This is a genomic window from Vibrio sp. MarTm2, from assembly GCF_027587055.1.
Lineage (GTDB): Bacteria > Pseudomonadota > Gammaproteobacteria > Enterobacterales > Vibrionaceae > Vibrio > Vibrio sinaloensis_D.
This window is the reverse complement of sequence record NZ_JAPPTK010000016.1, coordinates 58149-73609: the sequence shown is the minus strand read 5'-3', so window position 1 is coordinate 73609 and position 15461 is coordinate 58149. Positions and strand designations below refer to the sequence as shown.

Sequence of the window (15461 nt, the reverse complement as noted above, 5' to 3'; positions counted from 1 at the left end):
AAAACTCCTTACCGCTCTGCAATCAGCTATCTATTCACATAAACCAAAGCGAGCTATTAGGCTCGCTTTTTGGTGTTGGGTAGCTCAATGCAATCTAGCGTCATAATCAGTTAAATCATGACTCAAGCCTAAAACACGTCGCAAATCCAAAGGTCGCTTTCGACGGCAAGTGCGATGATGTGGTTTTCGGATAGTTGCAATTGCTTCGCAACAGGCTCGATGCTTACCCAATCGTTGGTCTCAAGCCATTTAGTGATCTGCAATGTTGCGCCGATCTTTCCTGAGTGATGTACCAACGCACTGGTAATCGCGGAGTCTAGCTTCAAGCTTTGGCCAATATCTTCAATGTTCATATCTAACATGGCATCGGTTAAAGAGAGCAATCCTGTCAAATAGGCTTGTTCGGCTAAACTCTCTTGGTTTAGATAGCGCATGGTCAAATACATAAGACGTGCTCGCCTTAAAGCAAAAAGCTGAAGGACTGGCGGCTTTTCACTCCCCAGTTGTGAGAGCAGAGCATAAGAGCAGTATTTAACCACTTTACTGTCGCCAAGATAAGCCAAAGCTTGTTTGACACTGGTAATGTCTCCGACCAACCCCGCGTTATTGACGTACCTAAGTAGTTGATAACTTAAGCTTGGGCTTTGGTTGATTACATTGGTGATCTTATTGTAATCCAATGGTGTTGATGCGATTAACTTGGATAGGCTGATGAGTGTTTCTGTTGAAGAGCTCAGCCTAGTACGCTTGATCAGTTGCGGCTTAGTAAAGAAGTAGCCCTGGAATAGCTCAAATCCCCACTTTCTAGCTGCTTCAAATTCGTCATAGCTTTCCACTTTTTCTGCTAAAAAGCGGATGCCGTAACCTTCGAGGCTGCGAATAGTTAGCCCACATTTAATCATCGACATGCTCTGAATATCGAATTTAATGATGTCAATCAGAGGGTAAAAAGATTGCCATTCATCGCTAGGGGTAAAGTCATCCAGTGCCAGTGTGTAACCTTGTGATTTTAGGCCGCTTAACACTTCAAACAATTCTTCTGTCGGCGAGCAAGTCTCCAGTATTTCGACAACGATCGCTTGTGGAGGGAAGTCCATCGCCGCGCCATTGAGCAGTGAATCGTAGTCAAAATTGATGAAGGCAGGCGTTTTGCCCAAAAGCCCCACGATGTCACCCAAAAAGTGCTCGGCATACATTCTAGCGGTTGCTTCTGTGTCAGCGACACCTTGTGGATAACGATTGGCCATGCTGTTTCGATACAGAAGCTCATAACCAAAAACGTTACCATCAACCTCAAGGATAGGTTGTCTAGCGATGTAGGTGTTGGTGTCCAAATTTGTTTGCATGCTTGCAACTACCATTGTTTTGATTGTATTAGCAGTTATTAATATAACTAAAAATAAGTCATTTTTGTTACAAAAATATTTCACGCGCCAATTTGTTCATTTCTTAACTATAGCGAATAGCAGAGCCAACGATGTAATCGCTTCACATTTGGGCTCGTTCAACATTAAAATTTTCGGTTGCCTGTGACACATTGATTGGACGCAGGAGTGAACCGAGTCCAGCCTTTTGCCGTAATTAAATCACTATTAACCAACAGGAACGATCAGATGTTAAAGGGTGACGAAGTATCTCGCATTATTGAGATGGCATGGGAGGACCGAACGCCATTTGAGGCGATAGAAGTCCAGTTCGGGTTAACAGAGCCTGAGGTGATCCAGTTAATGAGGCGTAATCTAAAGTCTAAGAGTTTCAAGCTATGGCGAGAAAGGGTGTCTGGGAGAACAACCAAACACATCGCACTGCGAAGTCGTGATGTCATCAGAGGCTACGCGCCCACGCAATACAAACATCGTTAACTGGAGGGGGCACGGATAGCGTTTTCGTGCCCCTGATCGTCTCAGTATTAATCTGGCGCTAAGGCTCGCCAAGATGAGGGTTCTCCCTCTTTGGTGAGGGGAAAGAGCGCTTTGTCTGGTTTGGCATAACTCAAACGGTGAACGCGCTGGGTGACGTGATAGCTGTCCAAGCCAGAAATAGTGACGAGGTCTAGAGCTTCGAGGTCAACGTAACCGTCGGGCATGATGACCTGCTCTGGCAAACTTAAGTGAACGACTTCCCCAATCACCATTTCCGTATCGTTGCTACTAATGATGATGTGCTCACGCAGTTCTAGCGCCATTTTTAGGGGACTTTCCAAAACAAACGGGGCAGAGATGTTGTCTTCATAATGGGGCGTCAAACCAGCTGCGTTAAATTCTGAAACGTCTTTAGGATAACGAGCAGAGGTTTGGTGGGCTTGCTGTGCAAAATCAAGCGCTATTGCATTGATGGTGAAACTGCCTGTACTCAAAATATTGTCTAGCGTATGTCGTTCCACTTTGCGCGGTCGAACAATAAAGCCGAGCAGGGGTGGGTTCGAGCCCATATGGATCACAGAGCTGACAACCGATAGGTTTTCATTGCCTTGTTCATCGCGTGTACCGATTAAGTTGGCACTTTTATAGCCAGACAAACAGTTAATAAGGCGGGTGCGTTGCATTTTTTCGAGCGCTTCAATGTCAGCGCGGGTCAATGTCTTGTTGTGCATATGAATTGGGCAGCGAGTCGCTGCCCTCCTATTATCGACGGGTTGGAATGAACGTTTACTTCGGCATAATCACAGTATCGATGACATGGATAACGCCATTTTTAGCTTTTACATCTGTTGCGACAACATTTGCGTTGTTAACCATGACCTTATCGCCCATCACTTTCACCATCACGTCTTGGCCTTGTACCGTGGTTGCTTTGTCTAGCTTAACTACGTCTGCTGCCATCACTTTACCTGATACAACGTGGTAGGTGAGGATAGACACCAACTTGTCTTTGTTTTCAGGCTTAAGCAGCATTTCTACAGTACCTTCCGGTAGTTTCGCAAACGCTTCATCAGTGGGTGCAAACACGGTAAATGGGCCATCGCCTTTCAATGTGTCCACGAGTCCCGCCGCTTTAACGGCAGCAACTAGGGTGTTAAATGAACCATTGCCAACGGCGACGTCAACAATGTCTTGTTTTTTCATTCCGTGGTCGTGAGCTTGCGCTGGCATTAAGAATGAAAAGAGTGCGAATAGTGCAGTTGTGATAACGAGAAGATATTTACTCATGGTATGTTCCTTGTAGGTGAGGGTACCGAATAATCCCTGTTAAAAGTGAAAGCTTGTACGCGGCTATTCTTAACTCGATCAACTGTGTTTCGGTTTTCCGGCTCGAACGTGTCGTTTTAAGATGCGATAGCCTTCCGAGACGACGGCGGGCTCTTTCTGCCAAGACCATAGACGTTCTCTAGCCTCACGGGCGCAGTTGTCTACATCAATGACAGGGTTCAGATAAAGGCTCTGCTTAGGAATCTCATACATCATTATTTCCATCGGTGTCATTTTCCATGGTTCGAACAACAGGGGAACGGGCAGGGCTGCAAGCTCAGGTAGCCACTTCTTTATAAAGTGACCATCAGGGTCGTGTTCTTGGGCTTGCTTGGTTGGGTTGTAGATACGAACGGTATTGATGCCAGTAACTCCGGCTTGCATTTGAAACTGTGGATAATGGATCCCAGGTTCGAAGTCGAGAAACAGCTGCGCAAGATGAGTGACGCCGTCACGCCAATCTTGGTTCATATGATGGCAAAGTACACTGACGAGCATGGCTCGCATCCTAAAATTTAGGTAGCCGGTATGATGCAAGCAGCGCATGCAGGCATCGACCAAAGGCAAACCAGTGGTGCCGGTTTTCCACGCCTTCAACATCATTTCGTTTTTGCGTGTGCTTTGAACGATCAAAGGTTCGTAACCTCTGTTTAGGCAACGAAACTCCATTTCGACTTCAGACTCAAACTTTTGCATAAAGTGACAATGCCAATGCAAGCGTGAAGAGAGAGCAATTGCACTGCGTTTAAAGCCCTTTAACTGCCAGTGCTGCAACAGGTACTGATAAACTTCCCGCAGTGATACATTGCCCCAAGCGAGGTAAGGCGAAATACGGGTACATGCGGACCTAGACAGTGAAGGGCTCGAAATGCGGCGGTAGTAGTCTTTACCACGTCGACGAAAAAAATCATCGAGCGTTTTCCAAGCAAGTTGACTGCCGCCGGTTTGCATGCCGTTAGCTTTGCCTTGCCACTCAAGAGGGGGCGAAAAGCGCATGTGTCGTTCTATCCCTTCGAGGCTTACCCAGCGAGCGTGATCGAGTTGCGGGTCGGCTAGGGGCGCGCGCATGAATGTGTGCCAACGCTCGTCCCACTGCTGGCGAGTTTTTGCCCCGCGTAGTACTGCCCCATGTTGATACTCGTGCCATTGAATTCCGTTGGATGTAAACCAAGCAGCGAGGCGTTTATCGCGCTCAAAGGTATTGTTTAGGCCAATTTCTTGATGGGAAAAGACCCTCCCAATGGAATAGTGATGAGCTAGAGACTCAAAACACTGTGTCGCATCGCCAAACAAAATATGCACCGACGAGCCGAATCGAGAAAGTGTCTCATTGATGTCGTCAAGAGATTGCAGCACAAACCGCCAATGACGATCGGAATAATGAGGGTCATTAAGAAGAAGGGGTTCAAAGATGTAAATGAGCGCGAATGGCGTGCCATCTTGAATCGCATCATGTAACGGTTGATGGTCGGTGAGCCTTAAATCTCTTTTTAACCAGACTAGATTGATTGATTGCATTTGGGACCTCGTTGAGTTCCCAGGTTTTACGTATTTTTAGCCCTCTGTTGTCACTTTGGTTTAAAAATAATTCTGCGCGGCACTGTCAGTCTGTAAGCCTTGCGCTCAGAAGGACTTTGAAGATATTCAAACACATAGCATTGGCTTTTATGACATGTTGTTATGTGTAGATATATTGTATGTAAATGTAGTGAAATGTAACCATTTGACTACTTAATATGTTTGTTTATATTGGCCGACCATCGCTTTACACGGAGTTTGGCTAGTAACAATGTTTGCATATTTAATGAAACGCTTGGCGTTAGTTGTACCAACGTTTCTAGGTATCACTATCTTAATATTCGCGATTACGCGCTTTGTCCCCGGGGGCCCTGTTGAACGAATGCTGGCGAATATGCAGCCACAGGGAGATTCGGGTGGAGCGAGTGTAGTTGGCCAAAATTCAGCCCTGTCTGAAGAGCAGATGGCTGATCTCAATAAATTCTACGGATTAGATAAGCCAGTAACAGAAGCTTACATAGATTGGTTGACGCGATTAGCGCATTTCGATTTGGGCGAATCTACGCGTTACTACGAGCCTGTTACCGATATGATTTTCGAACGCCTTCCAGTATCACTTTTGTATGGTGGCGTTACGTTTTTTGTTAGCTACTTCATTTCAATCCCACTTGGTTATTTCAAAGCGCTCAAACATGGCAGCGTGTTTGACTCCGCCTCTTCAATAATGATTTTTGTTGGCTACGCTTTACCCGGCTATGTGGTGGGCGTTCTGCTTATTACACTGTTTAGCTATCACTTGGAATGGTTTCCGATGGGTGGGTTCGTCGGGGAAGACTTTGATGACTTAACCACCGTCTACGACCAAATGATAGACATCGCTTGGCATGCGGTACTTCCGTTAATTTGTTATCTGATCGGCGATTTCGCGACGCTAACCATGACGATGAAAAACAACTTAATGGAGAACCTCTCTTCAGACTATATACGCACTGCGATTGCCAAAGGGTTGCCTTTTCGCAAGGCCGTACGTAAACACGCGTTGCGTAACAGCTTAATTCCTATCGCGAGTCACTTTGGTAATTCACTACTTTTCTTTATGACTGGCTCTTTTTTGATAGAAGTGATCTTCGATATTAACGGCATCGGTTTGCTTGGTTACGAGTCCATTGTCGAACGTGATTATCCCGTTGTTATGGGGATTGTCGCCATTAATGCGTGTATTTTGCTTTTGGGCAACATTCTTTCGGATGTCTGCGTTGCGCTTGTCGATCCTCGCGTGAAATTTGGAGCTTAAATGATGACTGTGAATCCGTTAACACTTAAGCAAATCAAACGATTTAAAGAAATAAAGCGTGGGTACTGGTCATTAGTTCTGCTGGCGTTGATGCTCATGCTCTCTTTGTGCGCAGAGCTTTTGATCAACAGCAAAGCTTTGATGGTGAAATACCAAGGTAACTACTACTTCCCCGTTGTTTCTGATGTTTATGCTGGGAGCGATTTTGGCTTAGATTACGCGAGTGAAGCCAATTACCGCGATCTTCAAAAACAGTTTGAAATCCGTAATCAAGGGGATTTCGTCATATTGCCTATGGTGCCTTGGAACCCTTACGAACAGGACTTTTCCGGTGATTTCCCGCCCAACGAGCCGAGTGCAGAGAGCCAACACTACCTTGGAACCGATGTTATTGGGCGCGACATCCTGGCCCGACTGGTCTACGGCTTTAGAACCGCGATGGGCTTTGCACTTTTGACGATGGCGATTTCCTACGTGATTGGCGTGTCAGTCGGTTGTGCAATGGGCTTTTTTGGCGGCAAGTTCGACTTGATTGTCCAACGCATTATTGAGACTTGGTCAATGGTGCCATTCCTTTATGTGATTATGATTTTAGTCTCTATCGCCCAGCCAACGTTCTTCCTCTTCGTCTTGATCAATGTGACTTTCGGCTGGATGGGGATCACCTGGTACATGAGAACCATGACGTACAAAGAGTCTGCTCGTGAATACGTGATGGCCGCGAAAGCGCTTGGGGCATCGACATCTCGCATAATCTTCAAACATATTTTGCCAAATACGATGGTGATGATTGTGACACTTGCTCCGTTCACGATAGCAGCCAACATCACCGCATTGACGGCACTTGACTATTTAGGGCTAGGTCTTGTCCCTCCTACACCAAGCTGGGGCGAGTTACTTCAACAAGGAAAATCGAACCTTGATTCACCATGGATTGTGACGTCAGTCGTTATCGCCATTGTTTCTGTATTGGTGATGGTCACATTCATTGGGGAAGCGATTCGCACGGCGTTCGATCCAAAAAAATATACGTTATACAAATAATAATTAAGGAAGCAGTGATGATTAAAAAAGGACTATTAGCCTTGCTGATTAGCGGATCGGCCTATGCAGACGTGCTGCCTGAAAACTTGTTGTGGCACACGAATTGGGATGACCCTGTTTTTGCTTCCCCGGAAGCCACACGTGGCGGCACATTGCGCAGCTATATGCTCAGTTTTCCTCAGACCTTACGTTCGGTAGGGCCCGATGCCAACTCTGGCGTACGTTACTATTTGATGGACGGTGCTCCGAAATTGGCGCAACGTCATCCAGATACAGGCAACTGGATTCCTCAGCTCGCTAACGAATGGGCGTTTGGCGAGGACCAAAAAACGGTTTACTTCAAGTTAAATCCTTCGGCTAAATGGTCAGACGGCAAAGCAGTCACCGCAGACGATTATCTGTTTATGCTGACTTACTACCGTTCTAAAGACATCGTTGACCCTTGGTATAATGACTTCTTTCAGAGCTCGATTTCGAGTGTTGAAAAATTCGATGACTACACCATTTCAATTGAACTGGCTGAGCCAAAGAGTAATGACGAGCTTATGTCATTACTCAATACGCCAAGCAATGGCGTTCAACCCCGTCCTAAGCATCACTTTGCAAAGATTTCTGATGCCAACGGCGACGGCATGGATGACAACTTTGTTCGTAAATACAACTTTAAACCAGAACCAACGACGTCTCCTTACTACATAGACAAAGTGAAGAAGGGGAAAAGTATCACCTTCAAACATGTAGGGGCCGATTGGTGGGGTTACGAGAATAAGTACTATCAACATCGCTTTAATGTCGACAAGTTACGACTAAAAGTGATACGCGATAACGATATTGCGCGCAAACATTTTGAAAAAGGGTCACTGGATACCTTCGCGATGGTGCTTCCTCATTTGTGGCATGAAAAAGCGAACACAGAACCATTTCAAAGAGGATTTATCCATAAGTTTTGGGGCTTTAATCAAACGCCGCAGGGGGCTGGGGGGCTGTGGATCAATACCTCAATGCCATTGCTTAGCGACATTAATGTACGCAAAGGTATTACTTACGCCACAGATTTTGATGGGATGATCAAAAACGTGCTCCGTGGGGACTATTCACGTAAACCACACGCGATGGGATTCGGCCATGGAAAATATGACTTAGCGTCGGCAATACCACCAAGTTTTGACCCCAAGAAAGCGGGTCACTTTTTTGAGCAAGCGGGATTTGAACAGATTGGCCCAGATGGGATTCGCGTGAACGCAGAAGGCCAGCGACTCAGTTTCAAGATCACTTATGGCTACACCATCTGGACGCCGAGAATTGCTTATCTAAAAGAGCAAGCGAAACAAGCAGGGCTGGAATTTGATTTGAACCTTGTCGATGGGTCGGCTGCGTTTAAGTTCATTTTAGAGAAGAAGCATCAGTTGGCTTTCCTCAATATGGGGGGCGGCGATATCCCTGCATACAAAGAGTACTTCCACTCGAGTAATGCGAACAAACCGCAAACCAATAACCACACCAACTACAGCACGCCAGAGTTAGACAAAAAAATAGCGGCGTTTAAGTCTGAGTTTGATGTGGAGAAAAAACAGAAACTGTCGCGCGACATTCAGCAAGATATTAGTGACGCTTATGTCATTGTACCGGGCTACATGGTGCCATACACACGAGATGCCTATTGGCGTTGGATTAAGTTCCCAGCTAACCCGATGACGAAGAAAACTGGCGCCATGTTTAATATCTTAGGCACGAGCAACTTCTGGATAGATGAAGATCTAAAGAAGAAGACGCTTGAAGCCTACAAGAAAGGGGCTTCCTTTGAGCCAGTCACCATCATTGATGATAGGTACAAGCTGTAATGTCGAAACAAGTCTCTAAAGTAAAGCAAGATGTGATTTTGCAAGTTCGCGATCTGGAGGTGGAATTCGACACCGACGACGGCGCGATAAAAATCATCAAGGGCGTCTCTTTTGATGTAAAAGCCGGAGAAACACTTGGTCTTGTGGGTGAATCGGGTAGCGGCAAGAGTGTGACCTCTATGTCAATCATGGGACTTTTACCTAAGCCCTATGGGAAGGTGACCGCTGGCCAAGTGCTGTATCGTGGTGAGGATTTAACCTGCGTACCAGATACGGAAATGTACAAGATGCGTGGTAACCGTATTTCAATCATCTTTCAAGACCCGATGACAGCACTGAACCCTGTGCAGACGATTGGCAAGCAACTGATCGAAGTGCTTGATTTGCACCACGGGCAAATGAGCAAACAAGAAAAGGTCGATTACGCTGTCGGTCTGTTGGATAAGGTGCGTATTCCGTTACCTGAGCAGCGATTCAATGAGTATCCGCATAATTTGTCTGGAGGGATGAGACAAAGAGTGGTGATTGCCATGGCGCTAGCTTGTAAACCCGACATATTAATTTGTGATGAACCCACAACGGCACTTGATGTAACCGTGCAAGCGTCAATCCTAGAGCTAATGCGAGAGCTCCAAGAAGAGACAGGGATGGCGATGATTTTCATTACGCACGATCTTGGTGTGGTCGCCGAGATATGTGATCAGGTTGCGGTGATGTACGATGGTCGAATTGTCGAAACCGCTGAAATTTTCGAACTGTTTGATCACCCAAAGCATCCGTACACGCAAAGATTGCTTTCATTGGTCCCAAGTTTGGATGGTAAGCCGAAACAGACTATCCAGATCAACCCGATTGATGTGACTCAATTCCCCGAGTATCAAGGAGGTTGACGATGAATGAAGTTCTAAAAATTGACAATATCAAACAACACTACTCGTCAGGAAAAGGCTTATTTCGCCAAGGCTATGTGATTAAAGCGGTGGATGGTGTTTCTTTCTCTGTTGCACAGGGGGAAACGCTAGGTTTAGTTGGAGAATCGGGTTGCGGCAAGAGTACACTTGGGCGCACGATTCTAAAGCTTTATGAGCCAACAGAAGGGCGCATCTTTTTCGAAGGAAAGGACATAACGAGCTTATCATGCAAAGACATGAGGCCACTTCGCAAAGAGATGCAAATCGTTTTTCAAGATCCCCTAGAATCGCTAAACCAGCGACACACTGTGGGTATGATTTTGGAGGAACCGTTCATTATTCATGCGGTCGGTTCGCGAGAGCAGCGAAAAGCATGGGTGTTAGAGTTACTCGATAAAGTGGGTTTGCCTCAGACAGCAGTGAACCGATACCCGCATGAATTTTCGGGAGGTCAGCGTCAGCGTATCGGGATTGCCCGAGCTATTGCGCTGAAACCTAAATTACTGATCTGTGATGAGTCCGTTTCTGCATTGGATGTTTCCGTTCAAGCTCAGATTCTAAACTTATTGCTAAAAATTCAAGGAGAGATGAATCTAGCCATTATATTTATCTCCCATGACTTGTCGGTAGTTAAGCATGTTTCGGACCGAGTCGCGGTAATGAATAAAGGAAAAATTGTAGAAATGGGTACGGTAGAAGAAATATATTCCTCTCCAAAAGATGAATATACAAAGAAATTACTTGACGCCATTCCTATTACACACCCATCGCAGAGGAAATATATCAGTGCAAGGAAGGTGGTTAATCAATAAATATCTAGATTAAAACGGAACTTTATTTTCAGAAGGACAATATGAACAATCGCTACTTATTACCAGCTATGCTGCTGGTGGCCCCCTTTTGCGCGTCGGCAAATGATTTGCAAGACAGTTGGAGCGATGATGAGTCGAGCCGATGGTCTGGTTACATCAGCGCTGACTATTCTCGCAATGGTTACAGGGATGGCGCAACAAACGCCAATCGTTCGGCTTCTGCAACTGGGGTTATTCGCTACGCATTTGAGGACAACTCACGCTTGCAGTTGGTCGTCTCTGGGTATCATCAACAAGATGGTGACGTGTATGGGACGAAAGGCCAGTTCTGGAATGACACCTCGATAGGCTACGTACGAAATGGTCTGTTTAATCCAACAGAAGGTTCAACAATAAGTGGAGAAGTACGCGCTATTTTGCCGACTTCAAAAACATCAAGGAGGAATGATTTAAAACTAGGGACAAGACTAAAATTACGCTGGAGCGCGGCTTTCGATGAGTGGTTAGAGGGTTTGTCGCTGAGTAATACATTGTTGCTTAGAAAAAACTTTCATGAATATAAGACGGCAGGTGGATATCAACTTATTGAATATAGGTTGAGCAACCAGTTCTCAGTCGATTATGTATTTGCAAAAGATTTTTACTTCAACATCTATTTAATGCCAAGGCAATCTTGGGACTACAACGGAAATACGTTTGATCCCGACATGATGCATGGCGAAGAAATAGGCTATCAGTTCAATGAAGACATTTCATTGGCAGTGGGTATGACTAACGGAATTAGCTATTACGATCCTGAAAAGGGCTCTAGCCCTATCAATGATCTAATTGACTTAAAGAAGACAACTTATTACGCATTAGTTAATTATCAGTTTTAAAATAAAAATAATACAGGTGAAAAATGTTTAAACACGCATTGATTGCTGCCAGCATAGCCGCGATATTAAGCGGGTGTGGTGCTGACGACAGAGCATACGACACGTACGAAAAACCTTCTCAAGAGATATCCGTTCGCTCTCTTGATACTGAATCACTATGGATGTACATGCCATCTACCGGAGAAGCGCCACGTTACGCTCTTACTCAGCGTGGTTTCTTCCAGGGTGATCCAAAACTCGTTACCTTAAGGTTTGATGAGTTCAACGGGATTTATGTTGAAGAAGTGGATCGGGACAAAGTAAATGTCGATGACCCAAGCCGCTGGGACTCAGAAATTAACCGAGCGCCTGTGCTCAAAATTCCTGGTGAATTTCGTCAGTATCGCTGTGCGGAAAACAGCTACGGCGAATGTACTAACAAAGAAGAAATCAACCAAGACGAAAGCCTAAGTTGGAAAGAAGCGACCCACTTTGTCCCCCAGTATGAAGCCATTAAAACACTTTCTCAGGATTCTTTGAGCGCTTGGTACACAGCAAGTAACGTTAGCGAAAGCGCAGAGCCGCGTTTGATTTCCTACGAGTACAACGCAGAAGAGGGCGTGATAAACGTCGAAGTGGAGCGTACGTTTACAGCGGCTGCAGAAGATCAGTACCAGTTTGGTGGTGACTTTAGAAACCTATCTTTTAAAACGCGCTTTTTCTACTCCTTGGTTAAGTTAGACAAATTAGCCAGTGATGATTACGAGCCCGTTCTCTACCAAGGGCAAGACAGCGCCTACTTCGGATTCTTTAATGACTCCAAAGAAGTGAAAACACACACTGGCGAAAGTAATGTGCAAGGGTCTCGTTTCTCTTATATAAACCGTTTTAACCCAAACAACGACACGATTGATTACTACTTGAGCGACAGTTATTTCGACGAAGGGAATGAAGAGTTTCTTGATCTAACGATCGACACCATTCGCGAAGTGAACCAGACACTTGAGGGTACAGGCGTACCTACAATTAAAATCGTCAACCCGTCGTCGAAAGCAGGGGTTAAAACCGGTGACTTGCGTTACAACGTGTTTAACTTGATTGCTGACCCTGTGGACAATGGGCTGCTCGGCTACGGCCCTTCAGCGACCAACCCGCTGACAGGTGAAATCATCCATGCTCACGTTAACCAATATCTAGGGGTTATTCGCTCGGCGAGTCGTTATACATGGAACGATCTCGCCATGCGTTACAACCGCCAAGAAATCGAGAAACTCGAACCGACCGCGACTAACACGGCTGATACAGGATCGGATGATACCGATGCACCCGTAGAAAGAACGGAAGTGGATGACTTTAGCGATATGATCGCTGATGACCGAGGTCCAGCTTTTGATGTACCTACGATGTCAGATGATGAAATCAGCTTCATTACCGCAGGTAAGCTGGGTGATGGTTTACCCAAAGCCGATATGGATTTTAGATTCGACACAACCAACTCAGATTTAGCGGTTCAATCGTTCTATAAACGCCAAGACATGCTGAAACGTTTTTCAGAACAAAACGTTTATAGCTTGGACTTTATGTGGCTGAGTACCCAATCGAAAGGCTTGGTTAAAGGCATCGATTATGAAGAGGGCGATTTCTTTGTTGATGACGCCCAGACAACGATGAAAACTTGGGACGAGTTGAACCTAGAGCAGCAGAAAATGGCGAGCTTAGCGATTTCTAAGCACATGTTTAAGTCGACTCTGATTCATGAGCTAGGGCACAACTTAGGTCTGCGTCATAACTTTATGGGTTCAACTGACAAGAATCATTTCTACACGGTGGACGAACTCAACGCTCGTGGTTCAGACGATAAGCCAGCAGCTTACAGCTCAATCATGGATTACGGCGCGTCGATATTTGATGAGCTGCTAACGTTCGGTAAATACGATAAAGCTGCATTGCGTTTTGCTTACGGCCGTGAGCTCGAGCTTCAAGAACCTGACTTCTTATATGATGCAGACAATAAACCGCTACCTAACCTAGATAGTACGGGTGTTCAAAAGCGAAAAGTGATTTCACTGGATAAATACGATAAGGCAATGACAGAAGATTATCGTGCGTATCCAACAGGCATTGTGACTTACATTCGTCAAAACGCAGACAAAGAGGGTTTAACCTCGCCGTTGGTTGATTACCGTTATTGTACCGACGAGCACACAACGACCAACTTGATGTGTGATCGCTTCGATGAAGGTACCAGTTTAGAAGAAGTGACCCAGTTCCGTATTCAGCGCTACCATGATAGTTATGAAACAATGAACCGTCGCAATGGTCGTGAGTGGTTCAGCCAGTATCACCAATATACTTACTTCCTTACTCGATTGGATCAGTTCCAAAAAATTCGAGACATTGTAGAGAACGTGGGTGAGATCGATCATATGTTTGCTCGCTACCTAGGTGCGGATACGACCAATAACAATGGTCTGGTCTTCGAGGAAATTGCAGGCAATAACTGTGTCGATTGGCGAGGAAACCCGGTCGATCTCGATACGCTTTCTCCAGCGGTTCGTCCAATTTGTGACACTTACCATGCGGCTAACTTGGCTGCTGACTTCTTCATCGAAGTGCTGACAGCGCCAGACAAAGTGTGTGAGCTGGTAGAGCTAAGTGGCGTTGAAGGCGTGCCGAATCGTTATCGCTTTGCACCGTTATCTGAGCTATGGCAAATCTATCAAGGGGCAATGTCACCAGACCGTGATGTACCGTCTACTTGTTATGATGAAGAGCTTGTCGAGGTGCTGGAAGGTCAGCGAAACAAAGTTGTGGTTCGTTCTGAAACGCGAGATGGAAAGATTTGGTCTAGTTTGAAAGCGAACAATCCTTATCAGACGTCATCGTCATCGGTTGATCTATTGGGTGTATGGCCAGACAAACTGCTTGCCGCGCAAATGTTAGTTCGTCGCGACTCGCCATTTGTTTCGACAGAAAACTCAAGCCTAGCGCTGATTGATATGTCGGATAAAGTGACTCACCTCTACACCTATCTCTCAGACCTTGCTGGCCGACCTGAAGCGCGCCAAGCGATCTTTGTCGATAAAAATGGTGACTATGTAGAGACTGTGAAACGCTATACACCGCCAATGACCAAAACCATTGAAGCGACGCCATCATACTTGTGGCCTATGAAGCGCTACTTTGGATTGGGTGGGGATGAAGCCTTTGTTTATTGGACTGAAGGTGAATACCAAGACACTCGTGTTCCGTACTTTAGCGCATTGCTACAGAACCTAAACAAGTTCAGCCGAGCGAGAGAGTATGGTCTGAGTGACTCTTCCAAAGGTTTGCGTGATGCTATTCATGTTAACTACGCGAACAGTAGCTATAGCGATGAAGATGGCATTAACTTCACGTGGAAGGGGACGCGTTACTCCATCTCGTCTCGCAACACTCTTGCAAGAGCGATGGCGTCTCGAGCGCTATACCTTGAAGAACAGAAACCACAGCTAGAGCAGCTTAATAACTTGCCGTACCCAGTGAGAAATGCGCTCTCTGTGTTTAGGGAAACTCGTGATAGAAACGAAGCTCGAATTATTGCTATCGGTGATAAAGATGCGCTTGTCGCGCTAAGAGATACGACTGGCTTTGCTCGTTGGACTATGTATGACAAACAGTTCGTCAAATACGAAGAAAATGGCACTGAATGTCTGCGCTTTAAAGTAGACGGAGAGACAGAAGAGCAGCGCTTACAGCGTAAATGTAACCTTCAATCTCGTCTAGAAACGGTTCAGAACAGCGCAATTGGCAAGTTCGAAGAAGAAGATCACGAACGTATCTTTAACATTGCACAGGTGTTTGGTAATCAAGTTGTAGAAAATAACCTTGTTCCGCGCTTTGCTGAGAAGAAGGATGTTTATGATTACGACCCTGAGCTGTTAAGACTGTGGAGCACCAATGAATACGCGATGTATCGTCGAGCATTCGAACAGTTCCCAATCTATGATGACTAAA

The 15461-nt window shown here is 45.6% G+C and carries 12 protein-coding genes; 8 read left to right on the top strand and 4 right to left on the bottom strand.

Translation table 11 applies throughout. The annotated features are described in order from the left end of the window. Positions 1-128 precede the first annotated feature (128 nt). Positions 129-1346, bottom strand: coding sequence for an EAL and HDOD domain-containing protein (locus OH458_RS20365; protein ID WP_269979636.1), 1218 nt, complete (start codon positions 1344-1346; stop codon positions 129-131). A gap of 267 nt (positions 1347-1613) precedes the next feature. Between OH458_RS20365 and OH458_RS20360 the strand changes: the two genes are divergently transcribed. After that, positions 1614-1862: a TIGR03643 family protein gene (locus OH458_RS20360; RefSeq protein ID WP_043886792.1), complete on the top strand. Its 249-nt coding sequence runs from the start codon at positions 1614-1616 to the stop codon at positions 1860-1862. 47 nt (positions 1863-1909) lie between these two features. Here OH458_RS20360 and OH458_RS20355 read toward each other — a convergent pair whose 3' ends face one another. The 3 genes from OH458_RS20355 to OH458_RS20345 all read right to left on the bottom strand — a co-directional run bounded on the left by OH458_RS20355 (position 1910) and on the right by OH458_RS20345 (position 4706). Then, the gene (locus OH458_RS20355; protein WP_269979635.1) at positions 1910-2593 is read right to left on the bottom strand and encodes a flavin reductase family protein; all 684 of its coding nucleotides are present in this window, start codon (positions 2591-2593) and stop codon (positions 1910-1912) included. Positions 2594-2648: 55 nt separating this feature from the next. Next, positions 2649-3149, bottom strand: coding sequence for a fasciclin domain-containing protein (locus OH458_RS20350; protein WP_269979634.1), 501 nt, complete (start codon positions 3147-3149; stop codon positions 2649-2651). 78 nt (positions 3150-3227) lie between these two features. Beyond that, positions 3228-4706, bottom strand: a complete 1479-nt coding sequence (locus tag OH458_RS20345) for a cryptochrome/deoxyribodipyrimidine photo-lyase family protein (protein WP_269979633.1) — start codon at positions 4704-4706, stop codon at positions 3228-3230. 271 nt (positions 4707-4977) lie between these two features. Here OH458_RS20345 and OH458_RS20340 point away from each other — a divergent pair, with 271 nt between their 5' ends. From OH458_RS20340 to OH458_RS20310, 7 genes are read left to right on the top strand one after another with little or no spacing between them, the layout of a single operon-like run. After that, entirely contained in the window at positions 4978-6000 is a 1023-nt protein-coding gene (locus OH458_RS20340; RefSeq protein WP_269979632.1) for an ABC transporter permease subunit, read from the top strand. Continuing rightward, positions 6001-7044, top strand: coding sequence for an ABC transporter permease (locus OH458_RS20335; RefSeq protein WP_005471394.1), 1044 nt, complete (start codon positions 6001-6003; stop codon positions 7042-7044). It abuts the gene before it with no gap. Between the two features lie 17 nt (positions 7045-7061). Beyond that, the gene (locus OH458_RS20330) at positions 7062-8885 is read left to right on the top strand and encodes an extracellular solute-binding protein (RefSeq protein WP_269979631.1); all 1824 of its coding nucleotides are present in this window, start codon (positions 7062-7064) and stop codon (positions 8883-8885) included. Further along, positions 8885-9775, top strand: a complete 891-nt coding sequence (locus OH458_RS20325; protein ID WP_269979630.1) for an ABC transporter ATP-binding protein — start codon at positions 8885-8887, stop codon at positions 9773-9775. The genes OH458_RS20330 and OH458_RS20325 overlap by 1 nt, the downstream gene beginning before the upstream one ends. A 2-nt stretch (positions 9776-9777) precedes the next feature. Further along, positions 9778-10608 carry an ABC transporter ATP-binding protein gene (locus OH458_RS20320; protein WP_269979629.1) on the top strand — a complete coding sequence of 277 codons (831 nt, stop codon included), beginning with the start codon at positions 9778-9780 and terminating at the stop codon, positions 10606-10608. Between the two features lie 41 nt (positions 10609-10649). Next, entirely contained in the window at positions 10650-11486 is an 837-nt protein-coding gene (locus OH458_RS20315; RefSeq protein ID WP_269979628.1) for a hypothetical protein, read from the top strand. Between the two features lie 23 nt (positions 11487-11509). After that, the gene (locus tag OH458_RS20310) at positions 11510-15460 is read left to right on the top strand and encodes a zinc-dependent metalloprotease (protein ID WP_269979627.1); all 3951 of its coding nucleotides are present in this window, start codon (positions 11510-11512) and stop codon (positions 15458-15460) included. The last annotated feature ends 1 nt before the right edge of the window (position 15461 follow it).

Excerpts from the sequence above, each read along its gene's own strand:
- OH458_RS20325 (WP_269979630.1), top strand. The coding sequence starts at position 8,885 with ATGTCGAAACAAGTCTCTAAAGTAAAGCAAGATGTGATTTTGCAAGTT.
- OH458_RS20360 (WP_043886792.1), top strand. The coding sequence starts at position 1,614 with ATGTTAAAGGGTGACGAAGTATCTCGCATTATTGAGATGGCATGGGAG.
- OH458_RS20355 (WP_269979635.1), bottom strand. The coding sequence starts at position 2,593 with ATGCACAACAAGACATTGACCCGCGCTGACATTGAAGCGCTCGAAAAA.
- OH458_RS20350 (WP_269979634.1), bottom strand. The coding sequence starts at position 3,149 with ATGAGTAAATATCTTCTCGTTATCACAACTGCACTATTCGCACTCTTT.
- OH458_RS20320 (WP_269979629.1), top strand. The coding sequence starts at position 9,778 with ATGAATGAAGTTCTAAAAATTGACAATATCAAACAACACTACTCGTCA.
- OH458_RS20345 (WP_269979633.1), bottom strand. The coding sequence starts at position 4,706 with ATGCAATCAATCAATCTAGTCTGGTTAAAAAGAGATTTAAGGCTCACC.
- OH458_RS20330 (WP_269979631.1), top strand. The coding sequence starts at position 7,062 with ATGATTAAAAAAGGACTATTAGCCTTGCTGATTAGCGGATCGGCCTAT.
- OH458_RS20335 (WP_005471394.1), top strand. The coding sequence starts at position 6,001 with ATGATGACTGTGAATCCGTTAACACTTAAGCAAATCAAACGATTTAAA.
- OH458_RS20315 (WP_269979628.1), top strand. The coding sequence starts at position 10,650 with ATGAACAATCGCTACTTATTACCAGCTATGCTGCTGGTGGCCCCCTTT.
- OH458_RS20310 (WP_269979627.1), top strand. The coding sequence starts at position 11,510 with ATGTTTAAACACGCATTGATTGCTGCCAGCATAGCCGCGATATTAAGC.
- OH458_RS20340 (WP_269979632.1), top strand. The coding sequence starts at position 4,978 with ATGTTTGCATATTTAATGAAACGCTTGGCGTTAGTTGTACCAACGTTT.
- OH458_RS20365 (WP_269979636.1), bottom strand. The coding sequence starts at position 1,346 with ATGCAAACAAATTTGGACACCAACACCTACATCGCTAGACAACCTATC.